Annotated in this window: 17 protein-coding genes; 9 read left to right on the top strand and 8 right to left on the bottom strand. The window is 71.0% G+C overall.

Features of this window, described 5'->3' with window-relative positions:
• Positions 1–15: 15 nt before the first annotated feature.
• Together CRP55_RS17955 and CRP55_RS17950 are read right to left on the bottom strand one after the other, a co-directional pair.
• A complete protein-coding gene (locus CRP55_RS17955; protein WP_097321239.1) occupies positions 16–339 on the bottom strand; it encodes an SdpI family protein in 324 nt (107 codons plus the stop codon).
• A 175-nt stretch (positions 340–514) separates the two neighbouring features.
• Complete coding sequence (locus tag CRP55_RS17950) at positions 515–1213, bottom strand: GAP family protein (RefSeq protein ID WP_097321238.1); 699 nt, start codon at positions 1211–1213, stop codon at positions 515–517.
• 110 nt (positions 1214–1323) lie between these two features.
• On the opposite strand from CRP55_RS17950, the gene CRP55_RS17945 reads away from it, so the two are divergent.
• A complete protein-coding gene (locus tag CRP55_RS17945) occupies positions 1324–2481 on the top strand; it encodes a sensor histidine kinase (RefSeq protein ID WP_179855236.1) in 1158 nt (385 codons plus the stop codon).
• Positions 2478–3119, top strand: a complete 642-nt coding sequence (locus tag CRP55_RS17940; RefSeq protein ID WP_097321236.1) for a response regulator — start codon at positions 2478–2480, stop codon at positions 3117–3119. Before CRP55_RS17945 ends, CRP55_RS17940 begins: the two co-directional genes overlap by 4 nt.
• A 23-nt stretch (positions 3120–3142) precedes the next feature.
• On the opposite strand, the gene CRP55_RS17935 is transcribed toward CRP55_RS17940, so the two are convergent.
• Positions 3143–3832, bottom strand: a complete 690-nt coding sequence (locus tag CRP55_RS17935; RefSeq protein ID WP_097321235.1) for an SDR family oxidoreductase — start codon at positions 3830–3832, stop codon at positions 3143–3145.
• 228 nt (positions 3833–4060) lie between these two features.
• Complete coding sequence (locus CRP55_RS17930) at positions 4061–4519, bottom strand: GNAT family N-acetyltransferase (RefSeq protein ID WP_097321234.1); 459 nt, start codon at positions 4517–4519, stop codon at positions 4061–4063.
• A gap of 63 nt (positions 4520–4582) precedes the next feature.
• Here CRP55_RS17930 and CRP55_RS17925 point away from each other — a divergent pair, with 63 nt between their 5' ends.
• Both CRP55_RS17925 and CRP55_RS17920 read left to right on the top strand, forming a co-directional pair.
• Positions 4583–5644: an ATP-binding protein gene (locus CRP55_RS17925; protein ID WP_097321233.1), complete on the top strand. Its 1062-nt coding sequence runs from the start codon at positions 4583–4585 to the stop codon at positions 5642–5644.
• On the top strand, positions 5641–7377 hold the full coding sequence (locus CRP55_RS17920) for a vWA domain-containing protein (protein ID WP_097321232.1): 1737 nt from the start codon (positions 5641–5643) through the stop codon (positions 7375–7377). Before CRP55_RS17925 ends, CRP55_RS17920 begins: the two co-directional genes overlap by 4 nt.
• Here the strand turns inward: CRP55_RS17920 and CRP55_RS17915 are convergent.
• On the bottom strand, positions 7367–8749 hold the full coding sequence (locus CRP55_RS17915) for an APC family permease (protein WP_097321231.1): 1383 nt from the start codon (positions 8747–8749) through the stop codon (positions 7367–7369). The two genes, CRP55_RS17920 and CRP55_RS17915, sit on opposite strands and share 11 nt — an antisense overlap.
• A gap of 80 nt (positions 8750–8829) precedes the next feature.
• On the opposite strand from CRP55_RS17915, the gene CRP55_RS17910 reads away from it, so the two are divergent.
• On the top strand, positions 8830–9249 hold the full coding sequence (locus CRP55_RS17910; RefSeq protein WP_179855235.1) for a universal stress protein: 420 nt from the start codon (positions 8830–8832) through the stop codon (positions 9247–9249).
• Between the two features lie 29 nt (positions 9250–9278).
• The gene (locus CRP55_RS17905; protein WP_097321229.1) at positions 9279–9764 is read left to right on the top strand and encodes a hypothetical protein; all 486 of its coding nucleotides are present in this window, start codon (positions 9279–9281) and stop codon (positions 9762–9764) included.
• Between the two features lie 87 nt (positions 9765–9851).
• On the opposite strand, the gene CRP55_RS52160 is transcribed toward CRP55_RS17905, so the two are convergent.
• Positions 9852–10196: a hypothetical protein gene (locus tag CRP55_RS52160; RefSeq protein ID WP_143234699.1), complete on the bottom strand. Its 345-nt coding sequence runs from the start codon at positions 10194–10196 to the stop codon at positions 9852–9854.
• Positions 10197–10407: 211 nt separating this feature from the next.
• Here CRP55_RS52160 and CRP55_RS17900 point away from each other — a divergent pair, with 211 nt between their 5' ends.
• The 3 genes from CRP55_RS17900 to CRP55_RS17890 all read left to right on the top strand — a co-directional run bounded on the left by CRP55_RS17900 (position 10408) and on the right by CRP55_RS17890 (position 12025).
• A complete protein-coding gene (locus CRP55_RS17900; RefSeq protein ID WP_097321228.1) occupies positions 10408–10821 on the top strand; it encodes an SRPBCC family protein in 414 nt (137 codons plus the stop codon).
• Between the two features lie 244 nt (positions 10822–11065).
• Positions 11066–11443 carry a hypothetical protein gene (locus CRP55_RS17895; RefSeq protein WP_143234697.1) on the top strand — a complete coding sequence of 126 codons (378 nt, stop codon included), beginning with the start codon at positions 11066–11068 and terminating at the stop codon, positions 11441–11443.
• Positions 11444–11503: 60 nt separating this feature from the next.
• Entirely contained in the window at positions 11504–12025 is a 522-nt protein-coding gene (locus CRP55_RS17890; protein ID WP_097321226.1) for a hypothetical protein, read from the top strand.
• Here the strand turns inward: CRP55_RS17890 and CRP55_RS17885 are convergent.
• The gene (locus CRP55_RS17885; RefSeq protein ID WP_097321225.1) at positions 12003–12566 is read right to left on the bottom strand and encodes a hypothetical protein; all 564 of its coding nucleotides are present in this window, start codon (positions 12564–12566) and stop codon (positions 12003–12005) included. The genes CRP55_RS17890 and CRP55_RS17885 overlap by 23 nt on opposite strands.
• Positions 12566–13072: a pyridoxamine 5'-phosphate oxidase family protein gene (locus CRP55_RS17880; protein WP_097321224.1), complete on the bottom strand. Its 507-nt coding sequence runs from the start codon at positions 13070–13072 to the stop codon at positions 12566–12568. The genes CRP55_RS17885 and CRP55_RS17880 overlap by 1 nt, the downstream gene beginning before the upstream one ends.
• Positions 13073–13190 lie beyond the last annotated feature (118 nt).

The following is a 13190-nucleotide window of genomic DNA, read 5'->3' as shown; positions in this document are numbered from 1 at the left end:
GCCTCGGCGGCCGGCTCAGTCGTCCAGGCGGGCGGCGGCTCGGCTGCCGGCCACTCCGCCGGCGACGACCAGGACGACCATCGCCGCGACGCCGGCGAGCACCCAGCCCAGGCTGTCCAGGACGAGGGCGAGCACGCCGCCGGCCACGGCGGCGAGGCCGCCCGCGACGACCGCCGGGCCGGCCACCCGGTTGCCGACGGTGAAAGCACGCTCGCTGCGCATGGTGGACGCCGTGCGGACTCCGGCCACGCTGTTGCGCGGCAGTTTCCCGAGCCATCCCAGCAGCCCGGCCGCCGCCACCAGCACGCCCGCCACCATGACGATGATCGGCCCGGCCATCGGCGACTCCTCTCGATGCCGGCAGCGTACCGCCGTCAGGGCAGCGTGAAGACGTCAGCGCCGCCGAGCTGGTCGTGCCGGCGCGGGACGATCTCGTCGGCGGTGGCGGCGCGACCGCGTCCAGATAGGCCCGGAAAACAGCCCAGCCGTTGCCGGTGTCGACCGGGGCCGCTGATCAGGCGCCTATCCAGTCGAACAGGCGCAGGGCCGCGTCGCGGGCCAGCAGGAAACCGACGATGCCGACGATCCAGGCCAGGGCGTTGCTGCGGGCCAGCCGGTCACCGGCGCGGGTCAGCAGTGGGGTGAGGCGATCCCCGGCGGCCAGGCGCGCGCCGAGCAGCACCAGGGCGGGCAAAATCATGATCAGGCAGTACGCGGCCATGACCACCGCGATGGCACCGGCGCCCAGGCCGGCCCCGGTGAGCAGGCCGATCGCGGCCAGGTAGGGCAGCATCGTGGTGACCTCGGCGGCGGCCGCGGCCAGGGCGAGCCCGGCCAGCCCGGCGGCGCCGCCGTCGGTCATGGCGCGTTCCCGCCAGCGGGCCAGCCGCCCGCCGGTGGCGCCGGCCCCGCGCCGGCGGTCGAGCCGGAAGCTCCAGAAGAACAGCCCGACCCCCAGGATCAGCTGGATCCACGACACCGGCCGGGTGTCGAGCAGCCGGCTGATCTGCGGCAGGAACGCGTCGGCGCCGAGCGCCACGGCCAGGCCGACCGCGAAGTAGAAGACCGCCACCGTGCCGAGGAAGACCAGGATGCGCCCGGCCCGGACCGGCCCCGGGTGCATGAGCAGCCAGATGGGGATCAGCAGCGTGCCGAAGCTGGTGGAATCGATCAGGGCGAGAACGGCCAGCGAGCCGGCGAGCGCGAGGTCCATGAGGGGAACCCTCGCGCGGCCCGCCCGTACGCGCGTCGGCCGAAGGATGTCCCCCCGCCTACAACTTTGGTCGGACGCGACGGTTCGCCGGGACATGATGGGATGGCCCGGTGAGGGCGGCGATCGTGCGACGGTGGCGGAGCAGCCCGTCGTTCCAGGACAGGGTGACCGCGGCGTCGACGTTCGCCGGCGGCTTGGGGCTCAACCTGGTCGGCCTGACCGACGTGTGGATCGATCCGGGCATCGACCGCCTGGACGGCACCCCGGCCTGGTGGCACACGGTCCCGCTGGTCGTCGGCTGCGCGGCCATGCTGGTCAAGCGCCGTCACCCGCTGCCGGCGCTGGCCGTCGGCGTGGTCGCCACCCTGGCCGACCTGGCCCTGGGCGGCAGCATCGCGATGGTCCTGGTCCTGTTCGATCTGATCTTCTCGGTGGGCCAGTTCGCCTCCGCAAGCGCCCGCCGCGCCGTGACCACGGGCGTCTTCGTCGTGATCGGCACCGCCGGCGTGGTGGGCGGCCTGGCCGCCGGCGAGTTCCGCATGGCGGTCTTCATCGCCCTGCAACTGACGACGCTGCTGTTCGTCCCGTTGTGGTGGTCGGCCAACGTCCGCCAGCAGCGCCGCCTGGGCGAGCTGGCCGCCCAGGAGGCCGTTCTGGCCGAACGGGCCGCCATGGCCCGCGACCTGCACGACGTCATCGCCGCCCACTTGTCGACCACGGCCCTGCACTCCGGCGCCGCCCTGGCCGCGCCGCCGGACACCGCCCGCGACCGTGCGGCCCTGCAGGCCGTGCGCACCAGCAGCCTGGCCGCCCTGGAGGAGATGCGCTCCATGATCATGCTGCTGCGCGACACCCACCCCACCGACGCCACGGTCCCCGGCGGCTTCGACCGCCTGCCCGCCCTGGTCGAGGCGGCCGAAGCCGACGGCTTGCGCGTGACGGCCACCCTGCCCGAGATCACCGGCGTTCCGGTGATCGTCGCCCACACGGTCTACCGCATAGTCCACGAGGCGTTGACAAATGCCAAAAAACACGCCCCTTCTTCCGAGGTACGCCTGGACGTCCACCGCACTCACACCGAGGTCACCGTGACGGTCACGAACACCCTGACCCAGCCACCCCCGTTGACTCACGAGGCCCTCAGCGCCGGCACCGGCCTCCCGTCCATGCGCGAGCGCGCGGCCTTGCTGGGCGGTTCGGTCGAGGCGGGGCCACAGGCAGCCTCCTGGCGAGTCCACGCCAGCATTCCCGTGACGGCCGGCGGATGATCCGCGTGCTGCTCGCCGACGACCATGCGGCGATCCGGGCCGGGCTGCGGCTCATGCTGGAACAGGCGCCTGACATCGCGGTGGTCGGCGAGGCCGCCGACGGCGCGGTCGCCCTGCGCCAGGCGAGCGCGCTGCGCCCCGACGTGGTGCTGATGGACATCCGCATGCCCGGCACCGACGGCATCAGCGCCACCCGCTCCATCACCGCGGCCGGCCTGGCCGACGTGCTGATCCTGACCACGTTCGACCTCGACGAGTACGTCTTCGGCGCCCTGCGCGCCGGCGCCGCCGGCTTCCTGCTGAAGTCGGTCGAGCCGGCCGACCTGATCGCCGCCGTCCGCCACGTGGCCGCCGGCGACGGCGTGATCGCCCCGTCCCTGACCCGCCGCCTGCTGGCCACGTTCGCCACCGGCGACCCTTCCCCGCCACCGGCCGCCGCCGCGCTCGACACCCTCACCGCCCGCGAACGCGAGATCCTGGCCGCCCTCGGCCGGGGCCTGTCCAACGCCGACCTGGCCGCCGAGCTGTCCATCACCGAGGCCACCGCCAAGACCCACGTCTCCCGCGTCCTGACCAAGCTCGGCTGCACCTCCCGCGTCCAGGCCGCCATCCTGGCCAAGGAGACCGGATTGGCCTAGTGGCATCCGCACGGCCACACCGATTACCTTCCTGGCGCCGGCAGGACAGCCAGATCAGGAACGTAGGCGTCGCCGCGCATGTCCAAAACGGTCATCACCAATGAGGCCAACGTCTCAGGCTGGACGCATTGCTCAGGGTCGAAGGGGCGGCCGAATGCGGTACGGACTTCGCGAAGCAGCTCCGTCGCGGTCCCGCCCGGGTAGATGGTCGTGACGCGTACCCCGTTGCCGGCCTCTTCCAGCCGGAGCGCATCAGCCAGCTCTCGCAGGGCCGACTTGCTTGCCGTGTAGGCAGACCATCGGGGCACGGCATGCGATCCGGGTGCCGCGTTGACGAAGACGACATGGCCTGCCGCCGCACGCAGCGGTGGCAGGAGTGCTCGGGTTACCTCCGCAGCAGCTGCCACATTGATGGTCAATGTCTCCAACCACAGCGCGTACGGGGTCGCCTCCACGGTGGCGACCTCGGCGATTCCGGCGCAGTGAATGACGGCGTCCAGGCGGTGGAGCGCGCGTAGCGGAGCCGGTAAACCGGTGGGATCTCGGAGGTCGAGCACGAGAGGTCTGGTCCCGGGGACACGGTCGCATAGTGCGCTGAGCCGCACAGCATCCCGGGCGGCGGCGATGACGTTGTAGCCGCGTTCGGCGGCCACCTGTACCAATGCGGCGCCGATGCCACCGGTCGAGCCAGTGATGACGATCGTCCTTTTCATCGATCGATCCTGGCATGATGACGGGACCGGCTGGATCGGGGCGAGGAGCTTCCACTCGGCGTCGGTGGTCGGACGGGTACCGCCGGGGCCGGGGCCACCGTGATCGTGGCGCTCATTCGGCACGTGCCTGATACGCGCTGAACTCGGTCGCGGTGACCAGCTGCCGCAAACGCGCCCTTCGCACCGCTCATCCCACGAGCGTGGAACCGGAGTAGCGAGACAGGCACTTCAGCTCAGCTCGCGGACGCCGACGGTCTGGTCCCCGCTGCGCTCGCCGGTCGGGCGGAAGCCCAGCTTCAGGTAGAAGTCCTCGGGTCCTCCCTCTCGCGGTTCCCAGGTGACGTACGCCTGGGTGCCGCCGCGGGCGCGGATCTCACGGCAGACCTCCTCGACCCCGTACGTGCCGAAGCCTTTGCCCTGCTCGCCGGCGGCGATGTTCAGGCGCCAGAGCCCCGAGCGCCGGTCGGCCGGATCGCGCTCGGGATCCCACGGGATGTCGAGGAAAGCCATGAGGAAACCGACGACCCGATCGCCGTCGTACATCAGCCGCGGCCACGCGAACTCCCGGAACACGTACGCCTCGGCGAGCGACGTGACAACCGGCTCGACCAGGTCGTCCTGATCGGCCCGAACCCGTACGGCCAGCGCGGCCTCGTAGTTCTCCGGGGTGATCGCCTCCAAACGCATGCCGCGCACCTTAACCCCGGAAAATGGGATGCCGCGAGACCCGCGCGGGGGCACACTTCCGGCGTGCACTCGGCGATCACGGTCACCCCCGGTCAGCTGCCCGGCCTGCTGCTTCACGTGGCGGTCGTGCGGCCCGTCTTCGTGTGGGGCGCGCCCGGGATCGGGAAGAGCTCGCTGGTCCGCGACTTCGCGGCCTCGCTCGGGCTCGACTGCGTGACGCTGGTCGGCACCCAGCTCGCCGCCGAGGACCTCATCGGGGTGCCGGAGCTGCGCGAGGGGCGCAGCCGGTTCGCGCCGCCCGAGATGATCGCCCGCGACGAGCCGTACTGCCTGTTCCTCGACGAGCTCAACGCGTCCGGCCCCGATGTGCAGAAGGCGTTCTACTCGCTGATCCTCGACCGGCGCATCGGCGACTACGAGCTGCCGCCCGGGTCGATCGTGATCGGGGCCGGCAACCGGTCGAGCGACAACGCGCTCGCCCGGCCGATGGCCTCGGCCCTGGTCAACCGGCTCGTCCACGTGCACCTGCGGGCCTCGCACGCGGATTGGAGCGCCTGGGCCCAGGAGGCCGGCATCCACCCGTGGGTGATCGCCTATCTGGCCGAGCGCCCCGACCACCTGTGGTCGGCGCCGCCCAAGACCGAGGAGACGTTCTCGACGCCGCGCAGCTGGCACATGCTCTCCGACGCCCTGCGGTCCTACGGCGACGACGTCGGCGAGGAGGTCGTACGGCTGCTGGCCGCCGGCACGCTGAGCCCGGTGCACGCGAGCGCGTTCGGTGGGTACGTGAAGATTGTGCGGCACCGGTACGGGCTGGACGCGATCCTGCGCGGCGACGCCGGCTGGCCGGCCCACCCCAACGACCGCGACCTGCTGTACTTCCTGGCCGAGACGTTCCGGGCGCGCCTGGTCAAGGAGCTGCCGGCCGACAAGGACCGGGCACCGGCGAGCGTGCGGCAGTTCGCGCACCGGGCCAAGGCGATGCTGGTCGAGCTGGCCGAGCTGTCGCTCGAGTGCGGGCGCCTGGTCATCGCGGCCGGCGAGGACGGCGCGCCCGTGCTGCCGGCCTGGTTCCTGGTCGAGGTGAGCCGCGACCTGCCGCGCCTGGTCGCCGCGCGGGCATGAGCCGCAAGAAGGCCGTCGAGCCCGATCCGAACACCGTCGCGTTCCTCGCGGCGTGGAAGAAACTGGCCGCACATCCGATGTTCGCGCCCCTCGTGGACTGGCGACCGCTGGCCGGCGCCTCGGCCCGGCTGGTCGACGAGCCCGGCATCGGCTACGCCGTAGTCGGCCCGGGCGGCCTGATCCGCGCCAACCGCGGCCGCCGGCTCGGCGAGGACGAGTGGACCTGGGTGCTCGCCCACTGCCTGCTGCATCTGGGCTTCGGCCATCACGCCCGGGCCGAGTGGGACGACGTCGCCTGCCTGGTGGTGACCCGCTTCCAGCGGTCGGTCAAGCTCGGCCGCGAGCCCTTCGCCCTGCCCGACGCCCTGCCGTCGGCCGACGAGGATCAGCTGCGCCGCAACGGGCTGGCGCCCGAGTTCACCGGCTGCGGCGCCGGGTCGCCCGACCTGTCGTACGAGCCGCTGGGCCGTCACCAGGCCGACCCGCAGTGGACCGCGCGGTTCGCGGCCGGCCTGTCCGCCGCCGCCACCGCCGCCGTCGACGAAGCCGGCGGCGCCCCGCCCGGATCCCGTCGCACGCCGTGGCAGCGGGCGCTGAGCTGGTTCGTCGGCTCCTACCCGCTGCTCGGCGCCATCGCGGCCCGGTACAAGCTGGTCGCCGACGCGTCACTGGCCCGCGACTGGGACATCTCGGTGGCCGCTGTGTCGCCCGCCGCCGGCGAGATCTATGTGAACCCGCTGCGGCAGCTCGGCGAGGACGAGTGGCGTTTCGTGCTCGCCCACGAGATGCTGCACGCCGCCCTGCGCCACGGCGACCGCGCGGGCTGGCGCGACGCGTACCTCTGGAACGTCGCCTGCGACTACGTGATCAACGGCTGGCTGGTCGAGATGGCCGTCGGGACACTTCCGGACGGCACTTTGTACGATCCCCGGTTCGCCGGCCTGTCCGCCGAAGACGTCTACGACCGGATCGCCGGCGACCTGCGCCGCATGCGCAAACTCGCCACCCTGCGCGGCACCGGCCGGGGCGACATCCTCGGCGACGCCGGCCCGCGCCCGCGGGCGGTCGACCTCGACGAGTACTGCCGGCGGGCCCTGCTCAGCGGATACGCCTATCACCTGAGCAGCGGCCGGGGTGTGCTCCCGTCCGGCCTGGTCGCCGAGATCCGCGTCCTGGAGCAGCCGCCCCTGCCGTGGGACGTGCGCCTGGCCCGGTGGTTCGACGAGCACGTTCCGGTCCCCGAGTGGCAGCGCACCTACAGCCGGCCCTCGCGCCGCCAGGCCTCCACACCGGACATTCCCCGGCCCGGCCGCCACCTGCCCGACGAGGTCGTCCGCAAGTGCACGTTCGGCGTCGTCGTCGACACGTCGGGCTCGATGAACCATGAGCTGATGGGCAAGGCGCTGGGCGCGATCGCCTCGTACGCCACCGCCCGTGACGTGCCCGCCGCGCGGGTGGTGTTCTGCGACGCCGCCGCGTACGACGCCGGCTATCTGCCGGTCGAGGAGATCGCCGGGCGCGTACGGGTGCGCGGGCGTGGCGGCACCGCACTGCAGCCCGCCATCGACCTGCTGGAGCGGGCCGAGGACTTCCCGGCGGCCGGGCCGATCCTCGTCATCACCGACGGCTGGTGCGACGTGCTGCGCGTGCGCCGCCCGCACGCGTACCTCATGCCGGTCGGCGCCCGCCTGCCCTTCACCCCGAAGGGCGAGGTGTTCCGTCTTACTCCCTGAGGTTGGTCGGGTCGATCGTGGTCTCCTCGTGGCGCACGTTGCGGTTGTAGAGGTACGTCGCCAGCCACAGCACGACGCCGATGATCAGCAGGATGCCGGCCACCCGGTAGTCGGCGCCGGCCCGGCCCGACAGCGGGCTGGCCAGATAGGCGCAGGTGATGGCGCCGATCACCGGGATGACCGTGGGCGCCTTGAAGTGCTCGTGGTCGACCCGGTCGCGGCGCAGCACCAGCACGGCGATGTTGACGACGGTGAACACGCAGAGCAGCAGCAGCGACGTCGTGCCGCCCAGGGCGGCCAGGTCGGCGAACCAGATCAGGCCGAAGGCGATCGCGGTGGTGAAGACGATCCCGACCCAGGGGGTACGCCTCGTGCGGTGCACCCGGCCGAGGACCCGGGGAAGCACGCGCTCGTTGGCCATCCCGTACAGAAGCCGGCTTGCCATCAGCATGTTGATCAGCGCCGAGTTGGCCACCGCGAACATCGTGATGAACGCGAAGATCCACAGCGGGAAGCCGGCCGCGCCCGCCTGCACGACCTTCAGCAGCGGCGCGTCGCCCTCGCCGAGCTCCTCCGGCGCGACCAGGGCCACCGACGAGATGGAGACCAGGATGTAGATGACGCCGGTGATGCACAGGCCGGTGAGCATGACCTTGGGGAAGATGCGGACGGGATCCTTGGTCTCCTCGGCCATGTTGACCGAGTCCTCGAAGCCCACCATCGCGAAGAACGCGAGCGCCGTGGCCGCGGTGACCGAGAAGAAGGCGCTCTCCCCCTCGGCCGCGGTGAAGTCGGTCAGCCGGGACAGGTCACCCTCGCCACCGCCCAGGGCCCACGCGCCGATCCCGATGACGATCAGCAGGCCGGAGAGCTCGACGCAGGTCAGCAGCACGTTGAGCTTGACGCTCTCGCCGACGCCGCGGAAGTTGATGAGGCCGACCAGCACGATGAAGCCGAGCGCGATCGCGGTCAGCGCCGCGCCCTCGGACCACGACAGGTCGAACGCCTCGACGAAGTTCGACGCGAACGCCTTGGAGGCGCTGGACGCGCTGGTGAGCCCCGAGCACATCACGGTGAAGGTGACGATGAACGTCAGGAAGTGGATGCCGAACGCCTTGTGCGTGTACAGCGCGGCGCCGGCCGCCCGCGGATATTTCGTCACCAGCTCGAGATAGCTGAACGCGGTGAGCACCGCGACGATGAAGGCGATGAGGAACGGCAGCCACACCGCCCCGCCGACCTCGGACGCGACACGCCCGGTGAGCGCGTAGACCCCCGTGCCGAGAATGTCGCCGACCACGAAGAGCAGGAGAAGGCCGGGCCCCATGACCCGCTTGAGGGAGGGCTGTTCCGTCGTTACCGCATCCGCCATGCACCGAGCGTCATACATCTCGAACGTTCTGTCGAGTCATGACTATCGACGCGTCGCGATCGCCGGGTAGCGTCGCCCTCATGCGCATCGTGGTAGCCGCGAAACCCGAAGCCGACACCCCCTGGGTCGCCGACGCCGTGATCGGCCTGGCCAAGCAGACCGGCGCGACGGTGGCCGTCGTGGCCGCCGACGAGGTCGAGCTGGAACGCCTGGCCGCCGTGCCCCGAAGCGTCTTCGCCGACAAGGCCTACCAGTCCGCCTCCGCGATGGCCGCCCGCCTGGCCGAGGCCGGCATCGAGGCCAGCGTGACAGTGGTGCCGGGCCGCCCGGTGCCGGCCCTCATCGAGTTCGCCGACCAGCAACAGGCCGACCTGATCGTCGCCGGCTCCAGCAGCCGCCCCACGGTCGCCGAGCGCCTGATGGGCAGCGTCCCCCTCGACCTGATCAAACGCTCCTCCCGCCCGGTCCTGCTGGTCACTCACCCGCAGCACCACCCCTGACGGCTTCATCCCGCCCGTAGGATCCGTTGATGATCGAACCGTCGCCGGTCACCCGCTCGTCGTTGCGGCAGGTGTCCCCGATCGTGGCCCCGATGCCGATGACCGAGCTGCCGTCCCGCACCTGGTCCGGCGAGCAGTGGAATCGGATCAAGCTCGGTCACGAGGCTCGCGACATGGACGAGAAGTGGAACGTGTTCGTCGAGGACCAGGTCGCGTTCCTGCATCGCAGCTGGACCGGCCACGGGGTCTTCGAAGCGTCGTTCTCCCCCGTCGACGTCGGTGGTTGGCGCATCTCAGCGGCGACGGTGGAGTCCGACCCGTCGCGATACCGTCGCGGCTCCGAACGATACGACCGAGTGATGGCCGAGCTGGTGATCAGCGCGATCGTGCTGGGTGAGCCTGCTCCGGATCTGCGCGCCGAGCTCATCGCCCTGACAACGCAGGAGTCCGGACGCACCGACCTGCCCGCGGACCTCATCGAACACAGTGTGCTCGGGTTGAGGTCAGCCTCGTAGCGTAGGCAAAATAGTCGGGTCGCGCACGAAGGCGAGGCTGCCGAGCCTGACCCAGGATAGTGGTCTGGTGGTTGGCCGTGGTGCGGTTCAGATCGGTGGCGCTGCGGCAAGGAGCATGCCGACGCTGATCGCCGGCCGCGCTTGCGGCGATCTTTTAAGGGCGTCGGCCGCGCGACGGGTATTTCGAACGATCTCGCGGAGACATTCAGTTGGATCTGTCGGCACCGAAGCCTCAGCCCGCCGCGGAGTAATACCGGTGGATCGCTTCGGCAGCACGGTCCCAGAGATCACATCATTGGCCGACGCCGGCGCCACCTTCGAAGGTCGCTGCGGGGCGGGCTGCACCGCAGACCGCTGCGGGGCAGTCCTGGGCCGGCCCTGCGACAAGCCGGGGAAATTGAGCAGGCCGGACAGATCGTCGTCGGCGATCATGCTTCTTCCTCAGTCAGAGCCTCGGATGAATCGAGGCATGTCGAACAGCGTTCGGCACCGCGCTCACTCCGGAGAGGGACGAGGTACCCGAGCGATTCACAGCTCAGCGATCTTGAGTGAGGACCGTCCTGGCAACGTAGGAGTCGTAACCGCAGACGTAACGGCCATCTTCGTCCCGCCGCGCTGGCTGGACTCGACTACGGTCTCATGGGTGGCGACGGTGCGGGTGGAGGCGGTCATCGACCTGCCGGCGGACGAGGTGTGGGACGCCGTGGCGGATGTGGGGGCGGTCCACCGGCGACTGTTGCCGGGGCGGGTGCTTGATGCCCGGGTCGAAGGGGACTCGCGGATTCTGACCATGCCGGACGGGTGGCAGGTGCGGGAGGTCATCGTCGCGGTCGAGGACGATCAAAGGCGTTTGGCGTACGCCGTGGTCGAAGGCCAGCGGATGCCGCTGACCTATCACCACGCGTCGTTTCAGGTGTTCGGCGAGGGCGGGTCCGCGCGGCTCGTCTGGGTGACTGATGTGCTGCCGCACGCCATGGCCGGGGTCGTGCGCGGGGTCGCCGAGCGGGGCATCGCCGAGATCAAACAGACCCTGGAGTCGGGAACCCGACAGGCCTGACGAGGGCCTCCGGAGGGCCCGGAAGTGGGGCGGGGCAGTCTTCCGGGATAGATGCTTGAAGGCAATAGTAAGTGGCGGAATTACCCGTCTGGACGGTGTGGTTGCGACCGATCGCGGTCGATGCGGGTGGATCAGTCCGGTGACCTATCCATAACAGACGATATGCAGAACGTCACCGGCGCGATTGAGTGATCTCGCTCGACGGGTGTGGGGGACACGAAGGGGTCGGTCAGTGGTGAACGCGGTGATTTACATGCGGCCGGAGAACTACGGCGTGAGCGCGAGCCGTTGTCTCGAGCACTGTGCGGCCCGCCGGTACAACGTGGTCGGCCTGATCCAGGGTGACTGGGAGGCCGCGGCCCGCATGCTCGCCGAAGGGCTGGCCGGCGTGGTCGTTGTGTCGTCGGCCGACCAGCTCGACCCGCATCTGGAGCCGCGCATCGAGGTGGTGCCCAAGCCGCGCCGCCACCGCCGCTCCTCGTCGTCGGCGGCTCAGCCGGGCCGGCGGTGGACTTCGGACAATCCGGGCTCGTCCCTGCACGGGAGCAGCCGCACGCCGGACAGCGCTCCCCGCAGCGGGGTGCCGGCCCGCCCGGTACCCCGCAATCTTTTCCGCTCCTGAGGGTTCGAGATCGTTCGGGCGGCCCGCAGGCGACAGCCGGTAGCAATATGATCTCCGTCCATGTCCAGGATCTCCCGGGCGCTTGTCGCGCCGATCGGTCTTCTGCTGCTGCTCGCCGGGGCCGCGTGCGGCGCGGATGACGAAGACCTGGGAACGGGCAAGTGCCGGTTCGTCAGCGCGACGGAGATGGCCGAGGCCACCGGCCTGCCGGAGGTGAAGCCGGTGGAGACCCACGGCGGCTGCTCGTACCTGTACGACCCGGACGCCGTCGTGCCGGCCATGTACACCGATCTGAAGGCCATCGGTAAGGACTACGAGCCGATGCCGCCCGCGATCAGCTTCCAGTTCGACGGCCCGGGTGCGGCCGACTGGCCGGCCGGCGGCGGGACCCCGGTCGAGAACGTCGGCGACAGCGCGTTCTGGACGGAGAGCGAACACGCGCTGGTCGTGCGGTCGGCCGAGGGCACCGCCCGGATCAGCGTGGAGCAGGCCGGCCTGCCGCGCACGGACGACCTGACCCGCATCGCCGTCAAGGCGTACGGCTTCGGGGCCGGCCGCCTCAAAGACGCTGCGGGTGGGTGACCGACCACCAGCGGGGCGGGTCGAGGACGGGCAGGTCTGGGCTGGCGAAGAAGAATGGCACGCTGAAGTGGGCGGCGATGGCCTGCCCCTGGGCGGTCGCGGACTGTTCATCGGACCAAGGTGGGGCCTGGTCGTTGAAGAGGCGGATGTCGCCGCCGCCGTCCACGATCGTCAGCCGCACCTCGTCGAAGGTGGGGTGGCGGGAGCTGGGCCGGCGGACGACGGCCACCAGGACGACGTGCCAGCCCTGCGTGTCTCCGTCCCAGTAGGCCTCGATGGCGGCGATCGGGGCGGGGATGGCGGCGGCCTCCGCGATCAGCTGCTCGGTGGTCGGCGGGGGCGGCTCCGGCTGTACGCGGCCCAGGCGGTCCAGTTCCCGCTGCCTCGCGTGCAGGAAGTCCTGGGTCTCGTGGATGCTGGGTGGCGGCTGGAGGCCGGCGTCGCGGCAGAGCAGGACGAGGGCGCCTAAGACGTTGCGCTCGCACAGCAGCTCGTCGACTCGGGCCTGCAACTCCGGCGTCAGGGTCGTGGGCAGAGGCATCAGGTGAAGGTGTAGCGGGTCTGGGTGTAGGGCTCGCCCTTGCCGAAAGCGAGAATCTTGGCGGGGGTCACGGCGAAGACCAGTGCCTCGTTGCCCTCGTCGCCGACGAACAGGCCGTTGGCGGGGTGGAAGTCCCAGCCGTGGCGAGACTTCCACAGGGCGGCCAGGGCCGCGAGGCGGTCGGGGTCGGTCACCCGGGTGGCGGCGCCCTCGACGACCACGTCGAGGCCCTCGTCGGCCTGCGGGGTGCCTGTCGTGATGGCGCACTGAGGGTTGCGGGACAGATTCCGGGCCTTCTGCTCGGTGGCTCCGGTGCAGAAGTGCAGGGCGCCGAAGGACCAGACCGTGGGCAGGGGTGTCACGTGTGGACGGCCGTCGGGGCGTACGGACGAAAGCCAGGAGATCTTCGCCTTTGTCAGCGCCTCGTCGACGTCGGGCCATGGGCGGGGTGTGGCGCCGGGAGAGCTGAACTGGGGGTGGAGCTCGGCGATCGGCTGCTGGCTCATCCACCGGATGGTAGTCGCCGGTGCTGCGGGAGGGCGGGGGCCTCGGCAACGACCCGCCCGTCCACCCGCAGCACGCTCAGGGGTCCGGCGGAGGGATGGGTCAAATCTACGCGCCCCG

The sequence above is a fragment of the Paractinoplanes atraurantiacus genome (assembly GCF_900215205.1).
Classification (GTDB): Bacteria; Actinomycetota; Actinomycetes; order Mycobacteriales; family Micromonosporaceae; genus Actinoplanes; species Actinoplanes atraurantiacus.
This window is presented reverse-complemented; position numbering and strand designations above follow the sequence as displayed.

Coding starts and splice junctions, on each gene's coding strand:
- CRP55_RS17930 (WP_097321234.1), bottom strand. CDS start 4,519: ATGCGTTTGGAGGCGATCACCCCGGAGAACTACGAGGCCGCGCTGGCC.
- CRP55_RS52160 (WP_143234699.1), bottom strand. CDS start 10,196: ATGATCGCCGACGACGATCTGTCCGGCCTGCTCAATTTCCCCGGCTTG.
- CRP55_RS17950 (WP_097321238.1), bottom strand. CDS start 1,213: ATGGACCTCGCGCTCGCCGGCTCGCTGGCCGTTCTCGCCCTGATCGAT.
- CRP55_RS17885 (WP_097321225.1), bottom strand. CDS start 12,566: ATGCCTCTGCCCACGACCCTGACGCCGGAGTTGCAGGCCCGAGTCGAC.
- CRP55_RS17910 (WP_179855235.1), top strand. CDS start 8,830: ATGCGCATCGTGGTAGCCGCGAAACCCGAAGCCGACACCCCCTGGGTC.
- CRP55_RS17955 (WP_097321239.1), bottom strand. CDS start 339: ATGGCCGGGCCGATCATCGTCATGGTGGCGGGCGTGCTGGTGGCGGCG.
- CRP55_RS17920 (WP_097321232.1), top strand. CDS start 5,641: ATGAGCCGCAAGAAGGCCGTCGAGCCCGATCCGAACACCGTCGCGTTC.
- CRP55_RS17905 (WP_097321229.1), top strand. CDS start 9,279: ATGATCGAACCGTCGCCGGTCACCCGCTCGTCGTTGCGGCAGGTGTCC.
- CRP55_RS17915 (WP_097321231.1), bottom strand. CDS start 8,749: ATGGCGGATGCGGTAACGACGGAACAGCCCTCCCTCAAGCGGGTCATG.
- CRP55_RS17940 (WP_097321236.1), top strand. CDS start 2,478: ATGATCCGCGTGCTGCTCGCCGACGACCATGCGGCGATCCGGGCCGGG.
- CRP55_RS17880 (WP_097321224.1), bottom strand. CDS start 13,072: ATGAGCCAGCAGCCGATCGCCGAGCTCCACCCCCAGTTCAGCTCTCCC.
- CRP55_RS17890 (WP_097321226.1), top strand. CDS start 11,504: ATGTCCAGGATCTCCCGGGCGCTTGTCGCGCCGATCGGTCTTCTGCTG.
- CRP55_RS17935 (WP_097321235.1), bottom strand. CDS start 3,832: ATGAAAAGGACGATCGTCATCACTGGCTCGACCGGTGGCATCGGCGCC.